At 34.3% G+C, this 17,122-nt stretch carries 20 protein-coding genes; 10 read left to right on the top strand and 10 right to left on the bottom strand.

Translation table 11 applies throughout. From position 1 onward, the window contains the following. Nucleotides 1-65 precede the first annotated feature (65 nt). Nucleotides 66-749: a M15 family metallopeptidase gene (locus IEV50_RS12415; RefSeq protein ID WP_188414747.1), complete on the top strand. Its 684-nt coding sequence runs from the start codon at nt 66-68 to the stop codon at nt 747-749. 78 nt (nt 750-827) lie between these two features. Here the strand turns inward: IEV50_RS12415 and IEV50_RS12410 are convergent, their stop codons facing one another. The 4 genes from IEV50_RS12410 to IEV50_RS12395 all read right to left on the bottom strand — a co-directional run bounded on the left by IEV50_RS12410 (nt 828) and on the right by IEV50_RS12395 (nt 4,643). Beyond that, nucleotides 828-1,328, bottom strand: a complete 501-nt coding sequence (locus IEV50_RS12410; protein ID WP_188414745.1) for a phosphoglycerate mutase family protein — start codon at nt 1,326-1,328, stop codon at nt 828-830. 119 nt (nt 1,329-1,447) lie between these two features. Next, nucleotides 1,448-2,488: an aminotransferase class I/II-fold pyridoxal phosphate-dependent enzyme gene (locus IEV50_RS12405; protein WP_188414742.1), complete on the bottom strand. Its 1,041-nt coding sequence runs from the start codon at nt 2,486-2,488 to the stop codon at nt 1,448-1,450. Nucleotides 2,489-2,496: 8 nt separating this feature from the next. Next, on the bottom strand, nt 2,497-3,288 hold the full coding sequence (locus IEV50_RS12400) for an alpha/beta hydrolase (protein WP_188414740.1): 792 nt from the start codon (nt 3,286-3,288) through the stop codon (nt 2,497-2,499). Nucleotides 3,289-3,314: 26 nt separating this feature from the next. Next, nucleotides 3,315-4,643 carry a D-alanyl-D-alanine carboxypeptidase/D-alanyl-D-alanine-endopeptidase gene (locus IEV50_RS12395; protein WP_188414738.1) on the bottom strand — a complete coding sequence of 443 codons (1,329 nt, stop codon included), beginning with the start codon at nt 4,641-4,643 and terminating at the stop codon, nt 3,315-3,317. Between the two features lie 197 nt (nt 4,644-4,840). Here IEV50_RS12395 and IEV50_RS12390 point away from each other — a divergent pair, with 197 nt between their 5' ends. The 4 genes from IEV50_RS12390 (at nt 4,841) to IEV50_RS12375 (ending at nt 8,158) form a co-directional block, all read left to right on the top strand. After that, on the top strand, nt 4,841-5,944 hold the full coding sequence (locus IEV50_RS12390; RefSeq protein WP_188414736.1) for an aspartyl protease family protein: 1,104 nt from the start codon (nt 4,841-4,843) through the stop codon (nt 5,942-5,944). 83 nt (nt 5,945-6,027) lie between these two features. Further along, nucleotides 6,028-6,894: a phosphodiester glycosidase family protein gene (locus IEV50_RS12385; protein ID WP_188414734.1), complete on the top strand. Its 867-nt coding sequence runs from the start codon at nt 6,028-6,030 to the stop codon at nt 6,892-6,894. A 41-nt stretch (nt 6,895-6,935) separates the two neighbouring features. After that, nucleotides 6,936-7,862 (top strand): hypothetical protein, encoded by a 927-nt coding sequence (locus IEV50_RS12380; RefSeq protein WP_188414733.1) that lies wholly within the window; start codon nt 6,936-6,938, stop codon nt 7,860-7,862. 104 nt (nt 7,863-7,966) lie between these two features. Further along, nucleotides 7,967-8,158 carry a cold-shock protein gene (locus IEV50_RS12375; RefSeq protein WP_025141747.1) on the top strand — a complete coding sequence of 64 codons (192 nt, stop codon included), beginning with the start codon at nt 7,967-7,969 and terminating at the stop codon, nt 8,156-8,158. Between the two features lie 117 nt (nt 8,159-8,275). Here the strand turns inward: IEV50_RS12375 and IEV50_RS12370 are convergent, their stop codons facing one another. The 3 genes from IEV50_RS12370 to IEV50_RS12360 form a co-directional block, all read right to left on the bottom strand. Continuing rightward, the gene (locus IEV50_RS12370) at nt 8,276-8,761 is read right to left on the bottom strand and encodes an anti-sigma factor family protein (RefSeq protein WP_188414730.1); all 486 of its coding nucleotides are present in this window, start codon (nt 8,759-8,761) and stop codon (nt 8,276-8,278) included. After that, nucleotides 8,758-9,339, bottom strand: a complete 582-nt coding sequence (locus IEV50_RS12365; RefSeq protein ID WP_188414728.1) for an RNA polymerase sigma factor — start codon at nt 9,337-9,339, stop codon at nt 8,758-8,760. Before IEV50_RS12365 ends, IEV50_RS12370 begins: the two co-directional genes overlap by 4 nt. 524 nt (nt 9,340-9,863) lie before the next feature. Beyond that, nucleotides 9,864-10,184 (bottom strand): DMT family transporter, encoded by a 321-nt coding sequence (locus IEV50_RS12360; RefSeq protein ID WP_188414726.1) that lies wholly within the window; start codon nt 10,182-10,184, stop codon nt 9,864-9,866. A gap of 217 nt (nt 10,185-10,401) precedes the next feature. On the opposite strand from IEV50_RS12360, the gene IEV50_RS12355 reads away from it, so the two are divergent. After that, the gene (locus IEV50_RS12355; RefSeq protein ID WP_188414724.1) at nt 10,402-10,755 is read left to right on the top strand and encodes a DUF6249 domain-containing protein; all 354 of its coding nucleotides are present in this window, start codon (nt 10,402-10,404) and stop codon (nt 10,753-10,755) included. 70 nt (nt 10,756-10,825) lie between these two features. On the opposite strand, the gene IEV50_RS12350 is transcribed toward IEV50_RS12355, so the two are convergent. The 3 genes from IEV50_RS12350 to IEV50_RS12340 are packed head-to-tail and all read right to left on the bottom strand — an operon-like array spanning nt 10,826 to nt 12,933. After that, on the bottom strand, nt 10,826-11,248 hold the full coding sequence (locus IEV50_RS12350) for a hotdog fold thioesterase (RefSeq protein ID WP_188414722.1): 423 nt from the start codon (nt 11,246-11,248) through the stop codon (nt 10,826-10,828). Next, nucleotides 11,238-11,747, bottom strand: coding sequence for a DinB family protein (locus IEV50_RS12345; RefSeq protein ID WP_188414721.1), 510 nt, complete (start codon nt 11,745-11,747; stop codon nt 11,238-11,240). Before IEV50_RS12345 ends, IEV50_RS12350 begins: the two co-directional genes overlap by 11 nt. Further along, the gene (locus tag IEV50_RS12340; protein WP_188414720.1) at nt 11,728-12,933 is read right to left on the bottom strand and encodes a sensor histidine kinase; all 1,206 of its coding nucleotides are present in this window, start codon (nt 12,931-12,933) and stop codon (nt 11,728-11,730) included. Before IEV50_RS12340 ends, IEV50_RS12345 begins: the two co-directional genes overlap by 20 nt. 216 nt (nt 12,934-13,149) lie before the next feature. On the opposite strand from IEV50_RS12340, the gene gltX reads away from it, so the two are divergent. The 4 genes from gltX (at nt 13,150) to IEV50_RS12320 (ending at nt 17,102) form a co-directional block, all read left to right on the top strand. Next, nucleotides 13,150-14,658, top strand: a complete 1,509-nt coding sequence (gltX, locus tag IEV50_RS12335; RefSeq protein WP_188414719.1) for a glutamate--tRNA ligase — start codon at nt 13,150-13,152, stop codon at nt 14,656-14,658. 72 nt (nt 14,659-14,730) lie between these two features. Next, on the top strand, nt 14,731-14,910 hold the full coding sequence (locus IEV50_RS12330; RefSeq protein ID WP_188414718.1) for a hypothetical protein: 180 nt from the start codon (nt 14,731-14,733) through the stop codon (nt 14,908-14,910). A gap of 114 nt (nt 14,911-15,024) precedes the next feature. Continuing rightward, complete coding sequence (gene ypfJ, locus IEV50_RS12325) at nt 15,025-15,861, top strand: KPN_02809 family neutral zinc metallopeptidase (protein WP_188414717.1); 837 nt, start codon at nt 15,025-15,027, stop codon at nt 15,859-15,861. A gap of 113 nt (nt 15,862-15,974) precedes the next feature. Then, a complete protein-coding gene (locus tag IEV50_RS12320; RefSeq protein WP_188414716.1) occupies nt 15,975-17,102 on the top strand; it encodes a sensor histidine kinase in 1,128 nt (375 codons plus the stop codon). The last annotated feature ends 20 nt before the right edge of the window (nt 17,103-17,122 follow it).

The raw sequence follows: 17,122 nt of genomic DNA, 5'->3' as shown, positions 1-17,122 counted from the left end.
GTAAAACATTGCTTTTTCAGCTGAAAAAGCTTTATCGCAATAACGATCTTATTAAAAAATGCGATATGAAATTAAGCTTCCTTATCCTTTTTCTGTTCACTTCTGCTTCTGCATTCACCCAGATTAAACCTGAAGCGACTAAAAAACTTGTTATCATAAATTCTTATAATCAATATTTATCTTCAGTAAAAAAGAATCCGAATAACCAGTTGATTGAAATAAAAAAGGCAATTCCAAATGTTAAGCTCGATATTCGCTATGCGACAAAAAATAACTTTATGAAACAGATTATGTACATACAGGCAAGGGCGTTTGCAAGAAAACCTGTAGTAGAATCGTTAAAAAAAGTGCAGGCAGAATTAAATAAAAAGGGATTGGGATTAAAGATTTTTGATGGTTATCGCCCTTACGCTATAACAGTTGCATTCTATAAAAAGGCGAGTGATAAAAACTTTGTAGCAAATCCTAATCAAGGCTCTAAGCATAACAGAGGTTGTGCAGTCGATTTAACCATAATTAATTTAAAAACAGGTAAAGAAATTGCAATGCCTACACCTTATGATAGCTTTTCGGCTGCAGCTGCGGCAAATTATTCAAACGTTTCGGCAGAGGTAAAAAAGAACCGTGATTTTTTTATTGTTTTGATGAGGAAATATAAACTAAATGTACTCGAAAATGAATGGTGGCATTACGATTTTCAAGGGTGGCAAAATTATGCTTTAATGGATATTCCTTTCGAGAAACTCTAAAGACGCTCGCCAGATCATTTTTACTTTTTCATTAATTTGGGAATATTAAATGTCAAGCTTTATTCATTCTTATTACAACTATAAATGATGCGGAACACCATATTGATCCATTTTAACTTTTGCTTTATCACCTTTAACGGATAGGCGAAAAATAAAATCGTAATCATCGTCAGTTAGTTCCTCCCGCGGACGCTTGCCGCCAAAAGCTTCAATAATTTCTAAAACTGTGTTTGAATGGCCTGCTATAATAATCTTCTTTCCGAGATAATTTGTTTTAATACTATCAACTAAAGATTTGATATCATTGTAAGTAATTACCTTTGAGATAATCAATGAATCTAATGTTTGATGGGTTCTTTTATAAGGAGTAGAAAAGGCAACATCAATTTTTTCTTTCTTCAAATAAGCAGCTAAATCTCTTGCCCTAACCTTTCCTTCTTCTGATAAATCGGGATTCTTTTCTTCTGGGTTTGATTTGTCTTTTTCAGCATGACGAACAACCCAAATTTCGGTTGTTTGAGCTTTAACGGAATGTAGAAACAGAAAAAATATGGAAAAGAATATCAAGAATTTTTTCATTGAAATTGGCTTTTATATTTTATAAATATTGAAAGAATTATCGGATTATAGAAATCTGTTTTAAAACAAAAACCTCAGCAACATGATAAAACATTTGTTGAAAAAATAAACAAACACTGTTATTCAATAGCAACGAGCAGTTTTAGAATAACACTATCCATATGCCAACTGCTCAGAACAATCCTATTTATTGGCGCATCGTTCACATTAGGATATGGGAATGATGAAATTAAAATTCTATGCTTCAAAAGCTTCTCTGCTAAGGAAATGTTGTTAATGTAAAAGGCAGGAAAACCGGGTACAAATTTGCTATTTATGTTAAGTTTGGAGGAGAATAATTTTATGTTTTCTTGCAACTTATACCATTCATTTGCATAAATTTTTTCAGCATTTATAAAAGCATAAAGGCCTGCTGCTGCGGGTGGAGATGCGCCTATGAAAGTTGATGTATTTTTGAGTTTTTTAATCATTTCTTTCGAGCCTAAAACCAGGCCTGCATCTAAACCTAGTGCTTTTGCCATTGAAGCCACAACAACACATTCGATGTTTTCTTTTTTGGGGAGATTGTTAAATGCACCCATGCCGTTGTTATTTATGCCAATTCCATGAGAATCATCAACGATAAGCGTTATTTTTTTACTGGGGTATATATTTTCCAGAAAACCGAAGTCATAGATTTCAGGGAAAAGATTATTCATTGAATTGCTTATCAAAACCCAGGATTGATCGGTAGAATTATTGATTAATTCAATCGTTTTAATTTCCCATTCAGTAAATGATTTTGCATTAAATGGTTGATTTTCTAACCAAAGTGCAGGGTGAGTTGCGGGTGCATAAATTACATTTTCAAAGCCAGATAACGCTTTAACCGTAAGCTGCGCAGCTAAATAGCCGCTCGAAGTAATTAGCGCGTCTTCAGCATTAAACCTTTTTGCAGCCACTTTTTCTGCATCATCATAAATGCCTAACTGAATATTGTTTGTTCTGCTTGTGCCGTTATTTAGTCCGAATTTTTTAATCCCTTCGATATATAAATCAATAAATTCTGCATTTCTAGGAATTCCTAAATAAGCAGTTCCGCCAAAATATAAATATTCAGTTTCACCAATTTCAATAGTGCTTGAAAATGGATGTGATATCGATTTAAATTCTGAATCCATCAATAAATTTATTTGGATACCTGCTTGCTAAAAAATTCAAATTGCTGTTTAATTGATTTTTTCCAGTAATCAGAGTTGTGATTTCCAGGCTGAGAAATGTAAGTAGCATTTATTTTTAAACTATCGCATTTCTTTTTCATTTGATTATTCGATTGGTAAAAGAAATCACTTGATCCACAATCGAAAATGATTTCCTTCTTACTCCCTACAAGCTTATCAATATTTTGAATAACAGAGTATTTCAACCAGATATCGCTGTCTTTGTCCGGATTTCCTAAAAGTTCCGGGACACCAAATTTTCCAATTGCATCTCGCAGATTTATACCTCCACTCGTGCTTCCAGCACTTTTAAACTCTTCCGGATGTTTTAAAAATAGCCACATTGCTCCATGGCCGCCCATGCTCAATCCTGTAATAAATAAATTTGCGGTATCAACAGGATAGTCGTTTTTTATTTTGGGTAAAAGGTCATTAAAAAAGAAATTTTCATACTGCCAGTCTGCTTTTGCTGGACTATTTAAGTACCACGATTTATATAGTCCATCCGGACAAACTAAAATATATCCATAATCATCGGCATATTTTTGAGCATCCATAATGCTATTCCATTGCTTATAATTTCCGCTCCAGCCATGAAGTAAGATTACCGTTGGCGCTTTATCCTTTTTACTTAGGTTTTTTGGTATGAAAACCCAAGTAGTATCTGCCTGCGGTAAATTTTTAGAAGTAAAAATTATTTGCTTTTGTGCATTGGCCGAAAAGAAATATAATGTTATTAGTGCAGTAAATAATACTTTCATGGTTTGTTTTCTATTGGAAAATTAAACTAAAAATTATCATGAATATAAGTTACAATTCTTACCATTTCATTTCTTACCGCTGCTGTAGGGTTTACAAAATTATTATTCATATAAGAGAAAATATACGTTTTGCCTTTTTTAGTTACTAAATAACCACTTTGATTATGAACACCAGTTAAAGAGCCTGTTTTGCCAAATACAAAAGGGCTATCGGTTTTTGGGTAAGCATTTTTCAAAGTTCCGTTTTTGCCGCCTGCTGGCAACATATCGAATAATTTTTCACGATTATTTAGCTCTTTGTAGATTAAATTCAGCACATCAATCATATCCTTTGGAGAAAATAAATTCATTCTTGATAAACCCGATCCATCAATCCATCGTGGTTTTTGCGGCAGTTCGGATAGATAATTCTTTAGCACATATTGAATTGTCTTTTCTGTACTTAAACTGTCACTAAGCTTATTTCCGCAAACAAGTAGCAACTGTTCGGCTATAAAATTATCACTAGGTAAAAGCATGGCTTTTAGAACGGAATCTCGCTTTGCGCCATACAAAGTTTTTGCGTCAGCGGGCATTTTCATGTCAATCAGCTCAACTATTTTATGTAGTGTATCAGCAAGTAGGCTTAAAGTAGTTCCGTTACTTACTTTGAAAGGAATTTGTTGATTATAATTTACTTTAGCTGCAACAGCATTATAATCAAATTCATTTATATTTAATTTACGCTTAACAAAAAAATCACCAGCAGTTCTCGTACTATCTTTTACAAAACAAGAAGTAAAGCTTTTTGGTGTGATTGAAAAATCACCATTTTGTTTTCCTTTTACCCAAACTGAATTATCTAACAAAGGTAGTTCATTAATTTCTGCCTGGTAATAATCATTGTAATCATCCCAGGCCCAGCCTGCACCAAAAAAATTGCCGGTATATCTGCCTGGGGCGAAAAATAATTTTTTATTGCTTGAGGATAAAAAATTATATGCTGATTTATCTTTTAGTTCAGATTGAAGAAATGAAGGGTCTCCTGTTCCCCAGAAAATTAAGGAATCGTTTTTTTCTACATAACGCAATGCAGGCATAGAATCAGGAATCATTTTTAATGCCGCATAAAAAGTATATAATTTAGTGTTTGATGCCGGCGTAAATTGTTTATTTGCATCCTGCTCAAAAATCATCTTCTTTCCTTCTAAATTATAGAGCGCAAAACCAACCTGATACTGTTTAATTACCTCAGAATTTTTGAACACTTTAGCGACTTTATTGGCTAACATTTTATCAGCAGAACAACCTAGAAATAGGCTGATTAATGCTAAAAAGGCAAGTAAAAAGTATTTTGGTTGTCGGGAATAAAACATGTTTTAAAGTTATGGTAATAATTACCAACTAAATTATTAAATTTAATTAAATGTTAACCAAATATAAGTTTGCAATGCGTTCTATGTTTCGCAAATTAATTATTTGTGTATGCATTTTATTGCTCTTAAGTAGGCTATCGCAAGGTCAGGATTTTCGATTTATTGACAATCAGAAGAGACAATCCTTACATTTCAAGTTGATAAAAAATTTAATTATTATTCCAGTTTATATTAATGAGAAAGGACCCTACGACTTCGTGTTAGATACAGGTGTTGGTCCAATGATAATTACAGAACCCTCTGTCATCGATTCTATTAATTTTAGTAAAATGCGTAAAATTAAAGTATCGGGTTTGGGACTCGAAGCTGTAGAAGCCTTTGTTTCTCAAAACATTACCGCAAGGGTAAGCAGAGCAGAAATGCAGCATATTCCAACCGCAATTTTAAAAGAAGACCTTTTTAATTTATCTGGCCATTTGGGAACAAAAATATATGGCTTAATTGGTTATAGCTTTTTCAGCAGTTTTATTGTGGATATCCGTTATGTTGAAAAGAGGATGATTTTTAGTAATACCAATGAAAAGGTAAAATGGAAAGGAAATAAAATTCCGATTATCATAGAAAATCTGAAGCCATACATTTATGCAAATGTAGAAGTGCCCGATAGCGGAATAATCAAGGCAAAATTGCTAATGGATACAGGCGCAAGTCATGCATTATCTATGGAAATGTTTAAGGGCGATATGTTCCCTTTACCTTATTCGAAAATAAAGGCCAGTTTAGGAATGAGTTTAAGCGGTCAGATTAAAGGATATTTAGGGCGAATAAAAAATTTCTCTTTTGGTGAATTTGACTTTAAGGATGTTATTTCTAGTTTTCCTGACTATAATGTTATTTCTCAAAAAATAGATTTGAAAAGCAGAAATGGTAACCTTGGTGCAGATTTACTACGGAAATTTAACATTCAATTTAATTATCGCGATGGCTTTATGTTTGTAAAGCCAAATAGCAATTTTAAAATGCCTTTCGAGCACGACATGATAGGTATGGTTATTTATTTAGACCAAAAAGACTATAAACGGTTTTTAATTGGTGAAATAGATGAAAATTCACCGGCAGAAAAATCAGGCTTATGCCCGGATGATGAAATTATAGGTGTTAATTTTAAACCTGTAGAAACCTATTCGCTAAGTGATTTGACCGATCTATTTAAATCAGGAGCAAATAAAAGTGTTATCCTCGAAATTCATCGTGAAAAAAAAACCTTCTTCAAGGTAATTCATCTTGAGCGAAGAATCTAAACTGTAAACGCGTAATTTTAAGGTTACAACCCTGAGAACAATATAATTGCTTTTAAATTAGCTAAAGCGATAAATTAAATTCTATGTTAAAAAAAGCGAAATTTCTGTTCTTTTTTATGTGCCTTACAACTTCTGCAATGGCACAAAATCAGGATTCATTAACATTGGTAAGAACTAAATGGCATAAAAACCGTGTGGCAAAAAAAGTGCGACTTTTTCGATACCATTTCAATGAGAATAATCTTTTTGCGGCGAATGAAAACATTTCTTTTTTAGAAATTAAAAATACGGGTAGGCGAGCAGTATTCGCTATTGGTGCAGAAGACAAGGAATTAATAGCTACCAGCGATTTCGGAAGAAGAGATACTGCATTAGCGGCGATAAATGGTAATTTTTTTGATGTAAAAAACGTTGGATCGGTTGACTTTGTTAAGGTAAATGGAAATACAATTAATACGAATAGGCTTGATAAAAATGGTAATCGTGCTTTTCATCAGCGGGCAGCAGCTGTAATTAATAATGGAAAAATTGGTATTAAAAAATGGGATGGAACTGCGAACTGGGAAACCAATTTGCTTGAAAAAAATGTTTTACTGAACGGGCCATTGTTGGCTTTTGATGGAATTAAAGAAAATATTGATACCGCAGCATTTAACAGGTTAAGGCATCCAAGAACCTGCTTGGGTTTAAAGCCGAATGGAAGAGTAATTATGCTTACCGTAGATGGACGAAATGATAATTCTGCAGGAATGAGTTTGTTTGAACTTACAAATATTATGACCTGGCTAGGTTGTACAACAATAATAAATTTCGATGGTGGTGGTTCTACAACTTTGTGGGTAAGTGGCTTTCCTGATAATGGTATTATTAATTACCCAACAGATAATAAAAAATGGGACCATGCTGGGCAACGAAAAGTGGCCAATGTAATTCTGATTAAGAAAAAATAAATTATTTTAGTTCAAAATTGTGCTTGTTGCGTTATATAAATATGATTAAGAATTTTTGCTGCTTTTTATTTGTTTTCACTTTATGGTCATCCTGCGAATCTGGAACGAAATCTATTAACACCAGCTCGCGTGAATTTGTATTTGAGTCTGTAAAGGGTATTCGCTATGAGGAAGTTAAACGCAGGTTTAAAAATAGGCTGTCTTTTAATGAGGAAGGTTTTATGCAGAAACCTTCTTGGATAATTGAAGTTGCAGCAGAAGATACCATGATGGCTTGGAGCCCTCAAAAACATAGAATGCAAAAATTTTATTTACAGTATGATCATGGCAATCTGTATAATTTTGCAGCTGAATTTTTTAAGGTAAAACACATTAGTAATGATAGTCTGGTTTTTCAACGCGTTCAGGTCGATGGACGGCTTGTTGCTTCTGATGTTCGTTCGGATGTTAACATGACTTTTTATGCTCAAAATTACATCAAAAACAAGCTTAAAACCACGGCAAAACAATTGCAAAAACCAACAAAGGCAGATACGAATTTTATATATAAACGAGCCGCAGCAGTTAACCAAAAAGTAGATGATGGCTTTGCCGCTACTGAACCCGTTCAGTTTATACCAAAAAGTAAAATTGTAGCCATAAAAAAAATCAGTACGATAGATAAAGTTGCCAACAGAACCGAATCATACGATTACATGTTTCCACAATATAAAATAACCATAAATAGAGCATATAAAGATTTTGCATATCAGGCTACGGCAATTGTAGATTTTCAGGGCGGAATTCATATTCAGCGTGTAGATGGTGTTTTGCCCGAAGATGCGGCAAACAAGAAAAAAACAGTGCAGGCCATAGCCGATATTTACATCAGAAACTTGTTTAATATATTGCCCGGAACAACCTTAGGCATTCCGCATAATAGTCAAATTACTTTAATGATATTAGGTAAGGCTATTAAAAGGCCTTAGTAATCTGATATTTACAAAATTTTAACGTTAAAAAAATGTTAAAATTTATTTTGATTTTAAAAATTAAAACTTACCTTGCAGACTTAATTTTAATATTTAATACAATGCAAGAAGGCACAGTAAAATTCTTCAATGTAACTAAAGGTTTTGGCTTTATCGTCCCTGCAAACGGAGACAGCGAAATTTTTGTTCATTCAACAGGTCTTATCGACGAAATCCGTGAAAACGACAAAGTACAGTACGAAGTTGCTAACGGTAAAAAAGGCTTAAATGCCGTTAATGTGAAAGTAATTTAATTAACTATCATATTTACAACAAAGCCCCGGTCGAACATCGGGGCTTTTTTATGTCTAAAATTTTTAAAACTATCCACATCGAACAGATAGTATAGTCTTAAAATGCCAAACCTTTTGTTATTTATTATGATTGAGTTTTTTTCGCAGGAAATAATCTATATAAATCAATCCCAAAACCAAATCTATTCCTAAAAAGATATACAAACTGGTTGGTGTTATAACCTTATCAATCTCAAAGCTAACCGACATATATCTGCTAAAATCTGGCATAATAAAAGTAGAATTATAAAACACATAGCTCAAAAGTGCCAGTAAAGAAGCTACGAAAAAACCACCAATACCATAAATAATTCGGTTATCAACTTTGGTTTTTAACGAAACTGGTGCCGGCTCTAATGTAACGCTATCCATTACATTTCTGGTGAAAGACATTGAAGGTTCATCAATTTCCATCTCGCTAAACACAGAATTTAAATTTAACAATTCTTCATATTGCAATTTAACTTCAGCATCTTTTTCAATTTTTTCTTCGATGTTTTTTCTTTGGGTTTCATTTAAATTTCCATCAATATAATCCCAAAGTTGTTGCTCTATTGTATTCATAGTAAATCCTTTACTTCATCTTTTAACAAATATTGTAATTTTTCTTTAAGCCTTTGTCGGGCACGATGCAATTTTACTTTTATCGTATTCGGCTCCATATTTAATGCAACACCAATTTCTTCTAAACTTTGCTCGCCTTTATAAAACATGGTTATAATAGCAGCATCGTCAGGCATTAAATGGGTAATGGCTTCATTTAAAAAAGAATGACCATTTTGTTGCTCATAAATATTTGCATTGAAAGCCGATGTATGATTTTCCAATTGTAAAAATGTTTCTTCATCACTAATTGATGAAGTATCTAAACGCTTTTTACGCAAGAAAGTCATTGCCGTTGTATAAGTAATCGTGTATAACCAAGTGCTAAATTTTGCAGTTTGTTTAAAAGTTCCTAGTGCCTTATATGCTTTAACAAAACAATCTTGTGCAATTTCTTCTGCGTCTTCCCGGTTTTTGGCAAACCTTAAAGCAAGTGTAAAAACAAAGCGCTGATGGCGTTTTACCAGCAAAGCATATTGCCCGGTATCGCCGGTTAATACATTTTGGATCAGCTCTAAATCTGGTAATTCTTGCTTCATACTTAATGCTAAGACTACCTTAAAGAGATATAGGTTACAATCAATTTTAAATTAAGCGAATTTACCTAAACGGCAATATAAAAATTGATAGTCATTTTAGGCGTAGCCGAAAATCTTTGTCGCTAGTTGAGAAGATTTAATTTTAATCTATATAATTTATAATTGTTTGAATTATTTGGAAATTAATGGGCAGTGCTTTTAGCGGTCTGCAGCCCTGCTTTTCGTTTCAAGCCCAATGAAAAATTGGGGCTTTCCACTTCAATCAGGTTTACAAATAAAGGATTGTGCACCATGCAAACCGTTAAAATGGAACACGACACTTGCAAATTAGCCCCGGTTGAAGCGAACACGGAGCAGCAGCCTTTTCGGCTGCTAGCGGAGTAAAGGGCAAAACGGGAACAAAATTCATTTTCTTGCACAAGCCTTGCGCTGCTGAAAAAAAATTTATAAACCTCTTAGCGTATTTTAAGCCAATTTGAAATTATTTTTTACGCTTCAAAATAAATTTGCTTAAAACTTTAATGCTAATGCGATGCGAAAAATTTTAACCCAGCAATAGAACCAATCAGGGTGCAAATAAAAAATATGCGCCAAAATGTGGCAGGTTCGTTGAAATATACAATACCTATAATTACGGTTCCAACGGCACCAATGCCGGTCCACACGGCATAAGCTGTACCCATTGGCAAGATTTGCGTAGCTTTATTTAGTAACGAAAAGCTTAAAGTAATGCAAATAAAGAAAGCCACGCTCCATTTTAAGTTGCTAAAGTTATTAGAAAGTTTCAGGCAAGTGGTAAAGCCAACCTCAAAAAGCCCTGCTATAATTAATATAATCCAACTCATGCGGTAAAGTTAAAAAAGGTTCGCCTATAAAATTCACCACAGCCATTTATAAAATTATCGAAATTGCTTTAAAAGCCTCAGATTTCTTAAATCTACATAAAGCCCGATTTAAAATTATTTCTACATGTGCTGTAACCTGATTTAAAATCAGGTAGTCATAATACACAGAACACGGTTCAACACAATTAAAAAATTTAAATATTAAAAAATTATAATCATGGAAGCAATATTAGTCCCAATCTCTATCTTCTTGGGCACATTCGCAATGGTATTTGGAATACGCTATTTATCAAATAAAGAAAAAATGGCAATGATAGAACGCGGTATAGATCCGGGTATCGGTAAATCGGCACCAAGGCCATATTTAAGTTTAAAATTCGGCTTACTATTGGTAGGTTTAGGTATTGGTTTGCTGGTTGCTTTGTTTACCGTTAGAGGTGTTTTCGGACAAAATATGACACACTCAGAAGAAGGCCAGGCAGCTGCGGTTTATTTTGGTTGTCTTGGCATTTTTGGCGGATTGGGTTTAATCACCTCATTCATAATCGAAAAGAAAGCAATTGATAAGTAGAGATTTAACAACTTGCGAAATCTTTAAATGATTATCTATTTAAAGATTTCGCAAGCTTTTACCTATAATATTATTGTGGTTTGTTGATAACAGCAACCGTTAGCCGACTAATACAACTCATTTTGCCACGTTCATCGTAAATTTTTATATCCCAAATATGGGTTTTGGCACCACGATGAATTACTTGGCAAATGCCTTTAACCAAACCGCTTTTTACCGGGCGAAGGTGATTTGCATTTACCTCTAAACCAACGGCAACGTATTTTTCAGGGTCGATGCACATATATGAAGCTATACTACCCAATGTCTCGGCTAGTACAACCGAAGCACCGCCATGTAGTATGCCTGCAGGCTGGTGCGTTCGTTCATCAACTGGCATGGTGCCGATAATAAAATCTTCACCAATTTCCGTAAATTTTATGTCCAGCAATGCACCAATATGGTTTTTAGGGCGATTGTTTAACTCCTCTACAGTAAAATTTTTAAACCACATAATAACGCTCTTTAAGTACCCCAACATGGTGGGCAATGTGTCCTGCTGCAATAAATAAAATAGATTTAACGGTTATCGCTCTACCAGAAGCAACACCTTTTCTGTTTAATTCTATTTCATTTAAACTTTTAAAAAAATAAAGATTAGACTTTCGTAGTGCTGCAAACTCTTCAATCATATCGTCGTAATTTCGCTCACTAAAATGCGCATTTGTAACATAATCATCTTCTTCAAAACCAGGTAAATGTTGTTGTTCATTTCTGGCAAAACAGGTCATTCGATAAACAAAAATACGCTCGCAATCTATAATATGGCCAAGCATTTCTTTCAATGTCCATTTTCCAGCTGCATATGCAAAGTTTTCTTTATCAGCATTCGATTGAAATAAAATGGGGATGGAAAAAACCTGTTCTTCCAAAACCTGAAAAATATCTTTATCAACCTTGCTGATATAGGTTTCTCCCCATTCAGGATAATCGTTAGGCTGTGGTGGGTTCATAAGTTAAACTACTTTTTAATATAATTCTAAATGTTGTTCCTTTTCCTAATTCTGAATCTTTTACAAAAATTTCGCCGCTGTGGTAATTTTCTACGATTCGTTTGGTTAACGATAAACCAAGCCCCCAGCCACGTTTTCTGGTTGTATACCCTGGCTGAAAAACAGCATCGAACTTTGATCTTGGAATGCCTTTTCCGCTATCGGTAACATCTATAAAAACCTGTTCTTTGGCCAAGTTTTCGATAATATTAATCGAAATTGAGCCTTCATTTTCGATTGCATTTGCAGCATTTTTAAGTAAGTTTTCAGTAACCCAATCAAACAATGGCACATTAAGCATTGCCCTTACTTGTTCATCGCCAGTAATTGTAAATTTAACTTTATCTGATGTTCTTACTTTAAAGTAATCGATAAAATTGCTGATAACCATATACACCACATGATCTTCTAATATCGGTTTTGAACCAATTTTAGAAAACCGATCGGTTATAATTTCCAGGCGTTTAATATCATTTTCCATTTCGGCAATTAATGGGTCGTCTTCAGCGTCGAACTTAGATTTCATGAGTTCTACCCAAGCCATTAAAGAAGATATTGGTGTACCAAGCTGATGAGCTGTTTCTTTAGCCAAGCCTACCCAAACATGATCTTGTTCATCTCGCCTTGCCGAACTAAATGCCGCATAAGCAGTTAGAAGGAATAGAAAAATAACACCCATTTGAATGTAAGGAAAATAACGAAGTTGGGTAAGGATAAATGAATCTTTATAGTAGGCTATTTTTTTGTCGCCAAAAATATTCATTGCTATAGGTTTATGCTGTGCTTTCATTTTTGAAAGCTCTTTAACAAAATAGAGGCTATCATAAACAAGTTTTTCATTATCCGGATACCAGGTTTTGGTGCTATCCAAGCCAATGGAAGAGAGAATTGTTCCATCAGAATTGGTAACAATAACAGGCATCTTAGTATTTTCCCTAACATCATCTACGATGCTATTAAGATTTTCATTATCCATTAAAAGCATTGATCGCTCTGTAATTTTTACCCACAATTGAAACTGATTTGCCTCTTCACGCTGCATTTTTTTTACAAAGGAATCTGTGTAAAACACTGAAGCAATGCCAATTAGGATGGCAAAAATGAGAAGGAAAAATTTCCAGCGGCGTTTCTTTTCGTATGGATTCATGCTTTGGGAAGGCAAATTACAATAACAAAACGGAAAAAACATAAAACCATTATGCTTTTTCAAAACCGTAAGGCAATAATTTATGAAAGGATAATAGCTTCATCACTGATGAAACAAATATAAATGAATGAAAAATATATCTTTGTGGCGTTTTGCGCATGGCAATAGGTATTCAATGTGCCTTGAGCCAAACGCTTGCCGCTTAACAAACCAACCATGGATAAAAAAGTTAGAGTAAGATTTGCACCAAGCCCAACAGGCGGCTTGCATTTAGGTGGTGTTCGCACGGCTTTATTTAATTATTTGTTTGCTAAAAAAAACAATGGAACCTTTGTTTTACGTGTTGAGGATACAGACCAAAATCGATTTGTAGAAGGAGCAGAGGCATATATTGCCGAATGTTTAGATTGGTGCGGTATAACACCCGATGAAAGTCCGAGTAAACCGGGTTCTTACGGTCCGTACCGCCAAAGCGAACGTAAACCGAGTTACAGAAAATTTGCTGAACAACTAGTTAGCGATGGCTATGCTTATTATGCTTTTGATACCCCTGAAGATCTAGATGCAAAGCGGAAAGAAATTCCAAACTTCCAATATGGCCAGGCAACACGTATGCAAATGCGTAATTCCCTTACTTTAACTTTAAGCGAAGTTGAGGATTTGTTAAATGCAAAAATACCTCATGTAATTCGTATTAAAGTGCCAGAAAATGAAAACGTTCATTTTAACGATTTAATTCGTGGCGATGTAAGTTTTGAAACTGCTATTGTTGATGATAAGGTTTTATTAAAAGCTGATGGCATGCCAACCTATCATTTAGCCGTTGTGGTTGATGATAAAGCAATGGAAATTACTCATGCTTTTCGTGGTGAAGAGTGGTTGCCATCTGCGCCAGTTCATATTTTACTTTGGAAATATTTAGGCTGGGAAGCTGACATGCCTGCCTGGGCACACTTGCCTTTAATTTTGAAACCAGATGGACATGGAAAGTTAAGCAAACGCGATGGCGACCGTTTAGGTTTCCCGGTTTATGCAATGAACTGGACTGACCCTAAAACGGGAGACATAACAAATGGGTTTAAGGAAATGGGTTTTATGCCCGAAGCTTTTGTTAACATGCTTGCGCTTTTAGGTTGGAACGATGGAACTGAGCAGGAAATTTTTACACTTGCAGAATTGGAAGAAAAATTTTCGATTGAAAGAATAAGCAAAGCCGGAGCAAAATTCGATTTTGAAAAAGCAAAATGGTACAACCACGAATGGATAAAACAATCATCAGTTGATAGTTTGCAATTACAAGTAAAAAATGAACTGGAAAAGGCAGGTTTTGTAATTAGCGACGAAGCATTGTTAAACACAGTTATCGATTTAATAAAAGATAGATGCACACTATTGCCAGATTTTGTAATGCAAAGCAGTTACTTTTTTGCATCACCATCGGTATATGATTCTGCTTCTGTAAAACCAAAATGGACAGCAGAAAAGGCTACATTTTTTCATGATTATGCAAACAACCTAAGCTTGGATAACCCAATTGATGCTGAAGTCGCATTTAAAGCATTAGCAGAAGAAAAAGGTTTTAAGCCTGGCGAACTTATGCTTCCTTTCCGTATTATGCTTGTTGGTGGCAAATTTGGACCTGGTGTTTTTGATATTGCTGTGCTATTAGGTAAGGAAGAAACAAAATTGCGCATTGAAAATGCGATACTCGTTTTTAATAGCTAAGAATAATTTTAAATGTTTTTCATTTGCAAAAAGCTTAGTATATTGTAATATTAATCACTAAATAATTTAATTATGAAAACATTTGAAAATTTAAATGAGATTACAGAGTTATCTAAAGAAGAACAATCTAAAATTATGGGTGGAATGAGGTGGAATGGATTTGGATCTGACAATGTTGAAGACAATAGGTCAGGGCATGAATTCAACAATACACTATTTACTTGGATAAATAGAGACGGAAGTCATAAGTAGATACTTATTTTCATTGGATAAATAAAAAAGTGTTTCCCCATAACAAAATAGGCAACGTTTATGTTGTTTAGTTTGTTGAAGGATATCTCAATATGTTTTAATTAATTGACTAAAATGCAAATATTCGGTAAAGGAAGTGAAAATGTTGAAGACAGCAGAGGAAGTAAGGGTGGAAAGGCTGTTTTAGGTGGAGGAGTGGGTTTAATAATCGTAGTGTTAGGTCTGTTCTTTGGAAAAGATTTAACCGGGTTGGTTGGTCAAATGCCAACTAATGAAGATACTGAAGTTAACAGGGGAATTCCAACAGATTCTGCAGGCATTCAAATGTCGAAGATTTTAAATTCTACGGATGAAGTTTGGGAAGAAGAATTTCAAAGCATGAGCAAAGAGTATGAAAAACCAACGCTTCGATTATTTAGAGAAGGTGTGCAAACGGCTTGTGGCAGTGCCAGCGCTGATGTTGGGCCGTTTTATTGTCCAGGTGACCGTAAAGTTTATATCGATTTGTCATTTTACGATGAATTAGCAAATCGTTTTGGCGCAGCTGGAGATTTCGCTCAGGCTTATGTTTTGGCCCATGAAGTAGGTCATCATGTTCAAAATCTTTTAGGTATTTCTGATAAATTACAGCAAGCACGCGGAAAGGTCAGTGAAACTGAACACAATCGTTTATCAGTTAAATTAGAACTACAGGCAGATTTTTATGCTGGCTTATGGGCACATAATGCTCAGAAAGTAGGAACAATAAAATTGGATGAAGGTGATTTACAAGAAGCTTTAACCGCAGCAAACGCCATTGGCGATGATAAATTACAAAAGCAGGCAACAGGAGAGGTAACACCAGACTCTTTTACTCACGGCACATCTCAACAGCGAATGTATTGGTTCAAAAAAGGATTTGAAACAGGGGATATCAAGCAAGGCGATACATTTAATTCAAGCGAATTATAAAAAAATAATTTTTTTCCAAACATTTTAAAAGCAGCGTTGTTTGTATACACTTAAAGGTAACTTAGTCTTTGAACCAAACAAAATTATCCCGGCTTCATAATGTTTTATAAAAGATGATCCTTATTGTTGATGATAGGCCTGAAAACCTGATTTCTTTACAGAAAGTACTGCAAGCACATAATTTCGAAGTTGACACGGCATCTTCAGGGGAGGAAGCACTTAAAAAGGTTTTAAAAAACAATTATGTATTAATCATTCTGGATGTTCAAATGCCAGATATGGATGGTTTTGAGGTTGCAGAAGCCATATCAGGTTTCAGCAAAGCAAAAGATACAGCTATCATATTTCTTTCAGCAGTAAATACCGAATTAAAATTTATTACAAAAGGCTACCTCAGCGGCGGTTTGGATTACATTACCAAGCCTGTTGATATCAACGTACTTTTGCTTAAAATAAAAACATTTTACCGTATTTATGAGCAGAACAGAAAGCTCAATGAAGTGCAGGAAAAGTTACTCGAAGAAATTGAATTTCGTAAGGAAGCCGAACATAAAAAAGATGAGTTTATTAGTATTGCAAGTCATGAGTTAAAAACGCCATTAACTAGTGTAAAAGGCTATATTCAACTTTTGCAACGAAGCCTGAACAAAGATGATAAAGTCATGGCTCAAAATCATCTCGCTAAAGCAAGTATTCAATTAGAAAAATTAAACGAACTGATAGTAGATTTACTCGATATTTCAAAAATTGAGAGCGGTAAACTGAAGTTCAATATGAAAAGTTTCTGCGCTGATAATATGGTGAATAATGCCATTGAAATGTTGCAGCAATCTAACCCCGATTTTAAAATTAATAAGCTTGGTAAAACAGATGAATTGGTTTTTGGAGATGAAACCCGATTGGAACAGGTTGTTATAAATTTTATTACAAACGCAATAAAATATGCACCGGGAACTAATCAGGTTAATGTTACGCTAAATATAAAAGATAGCAAACTTTATGTTGCAGTAAAAGATTTTGGTATTGGCATCCCTAAATCGCAGCATCAAAAAATATTTGACAAATTTTATCGCGTTGAAGAAAGTAGCAATCGTTTCAATGGCCTTGGAATTGGTTTATATATCTGCTCAGAAATTATAAATAGGCACAAAGGAACTATCGGAGTAAATAGCGTGCCTGATGAAGGCTCCGAATTTTACTTCATCATCCCGATAACCGAAGAAGAAATTTTAGCCTATTAATTCCTTAATACTCTATCAAT

This window comes from Pedobacter mendelii, assembly GCF_014635725.1.
Taxonomy (GTDB): Bacteria; Bacteroidota; Bacteroidia; order Sphingobacteriales; family Sphingobacteriaceae; genus Pedobacter; species Pedobacter mendelii.
This window is presented reverse-complemented; position numbering and strand designations above follow the sequence as displayed.

Excerpts from the sequence above, each read along its gene's own strand:
- IEV50_RS12340 (WP_188414720.1), bottom strand. The coding sequence starts at position 12,933 with ATGAATCCATACGAAAAGAAACGCCGCTGGAAATTTTTCCTTCTCATT.
- IEV50_RS12410 (WP_188414745.1), bottom strand. The coding sequence starts at position 1,328 with ATGAAAAAATTCTTGATATTCTTTTCCATATTTTTTCTGTTTCTACAT.
- gltX (WP_188414719.1), top strand. The coding sequence starts at position 13,150 with ATGGATAAAAAAGTTAGAGTAAGATTTGCACCAAGCCCAACAGGCGGC.
- IEV50_RS12375 (WP_025141747.1), top strand. The coding sequence starts at position 7,967 with ATGCAAGAAGGCACAGTAAAATTCTTCAATGTAACTAAAGGTTTTGGC.
- IEV50_RS12345 (WP_188414721.1), bottom strand. The coding sequence starts at position 11,747 with ATGAACCCACCACAGCCTAACGATTATCCTGAATGGGGAGAAACCTAT.
- IEV50_RS12385 (WP_188414734.1), top strand. The coding sequence starts at position 6,028 with ATGTTAAAAAAAGCGAAATTTCTGTTCTTTTTTATGTGCCTTACAACT.
- ypfJ (WP_188414717.1), top strand. The coding sequence starts at position 15,025 with ATGCAAATATTCGGTAAAGGAAGTGAAAATGTTGAAGACAGCAGAGGA.
- IEV50_RS12415 (WP_188414747.1), top strand. The coding sequence starts at position 66 with ATGAAATTAAGCTTCCTTATCCTTTTTCTGTTCACTTCTGCTTCTGCA.
- IEV50_RS12355 (WP_188414724.1), top strand. The coding sequence starts at position 10,402 with ATGGAAGCAATATTAGTCCCAATCTCTATCTTCTTGGGCACATTCGCA.
- IEV50_RS12405 (WP_188414742.1), bottom strand. The coding sequence starts at position 2,488 with ATGGATTCAGAATTTAAATCGATATCACATCCATTTTCAAGCACTATT.
- IEV50_RS12330 (WP_188414718.1), top strand. The coding sequence starts at position 14,731 with ATGAAAACATTTGAAAATTTAAATGAGATTACAGAGTTATCTAAAGAA.
- IEV50_RS12400 (WP_188414740.1), bottom strand. The coding sequence starts at position 3,288 with ATGAAAGTATTATTTACTGCACTAATAACATTATATTTCTTTTCGGCC.
- IEV50_RS12370 (WP_188414730.1), bottom strand. The coding sequence starts at position 8,761 with ATGAATACAATAGAGCAACAACTTTGGGATTATATTGATGGAAATTTA.
- IEV50_RS12320 (WP_188414716.1), top strand. The coding sequence starts at position 15,975 with ATGATCCTTATTGTTGATGATAGGCCTGAAAACCTGATTTCTTTACAG.
- IEV50_RS12360 (WP_188414726.1), bottom strand. The coding sequence starts at position 10,184 with ATGAGTTGGATTATATTAATTATAGCAGGGCTTTTTGAGGTTGGCTTT.
- IEV50_RS12395 (WP_188414738.1), bottom strand. The coding sequence starts at position 4,643 with ATGTTTTATTCCCGACAACCAAAATACTTTTTACTTGCCTTTTTAGCA.
- IEV50_RS12380 (WP_188414733.1), top strand. The coding sequence starts at position 6,936 with ATGATTAAGAATTTTTGCTGCTTTTTATTTGTTTTCACTTTATGGTCA.
- IEV50_RS12350 (WP_188414722.1), bottom strand. The coding sequence starts at position 11,248 with ATGTGGTTTAAAAATTTTACTGTAGAGGAGTTAAACAATCGCCCTAAA.
- IEV50_RS12365 (WP_188414728.1), bottom strand. The coding sequence starts at position 9,339 with ATGAAGCAAGAATTACCAGATTTAGAGCTGATCCAAAATGTATTAACC.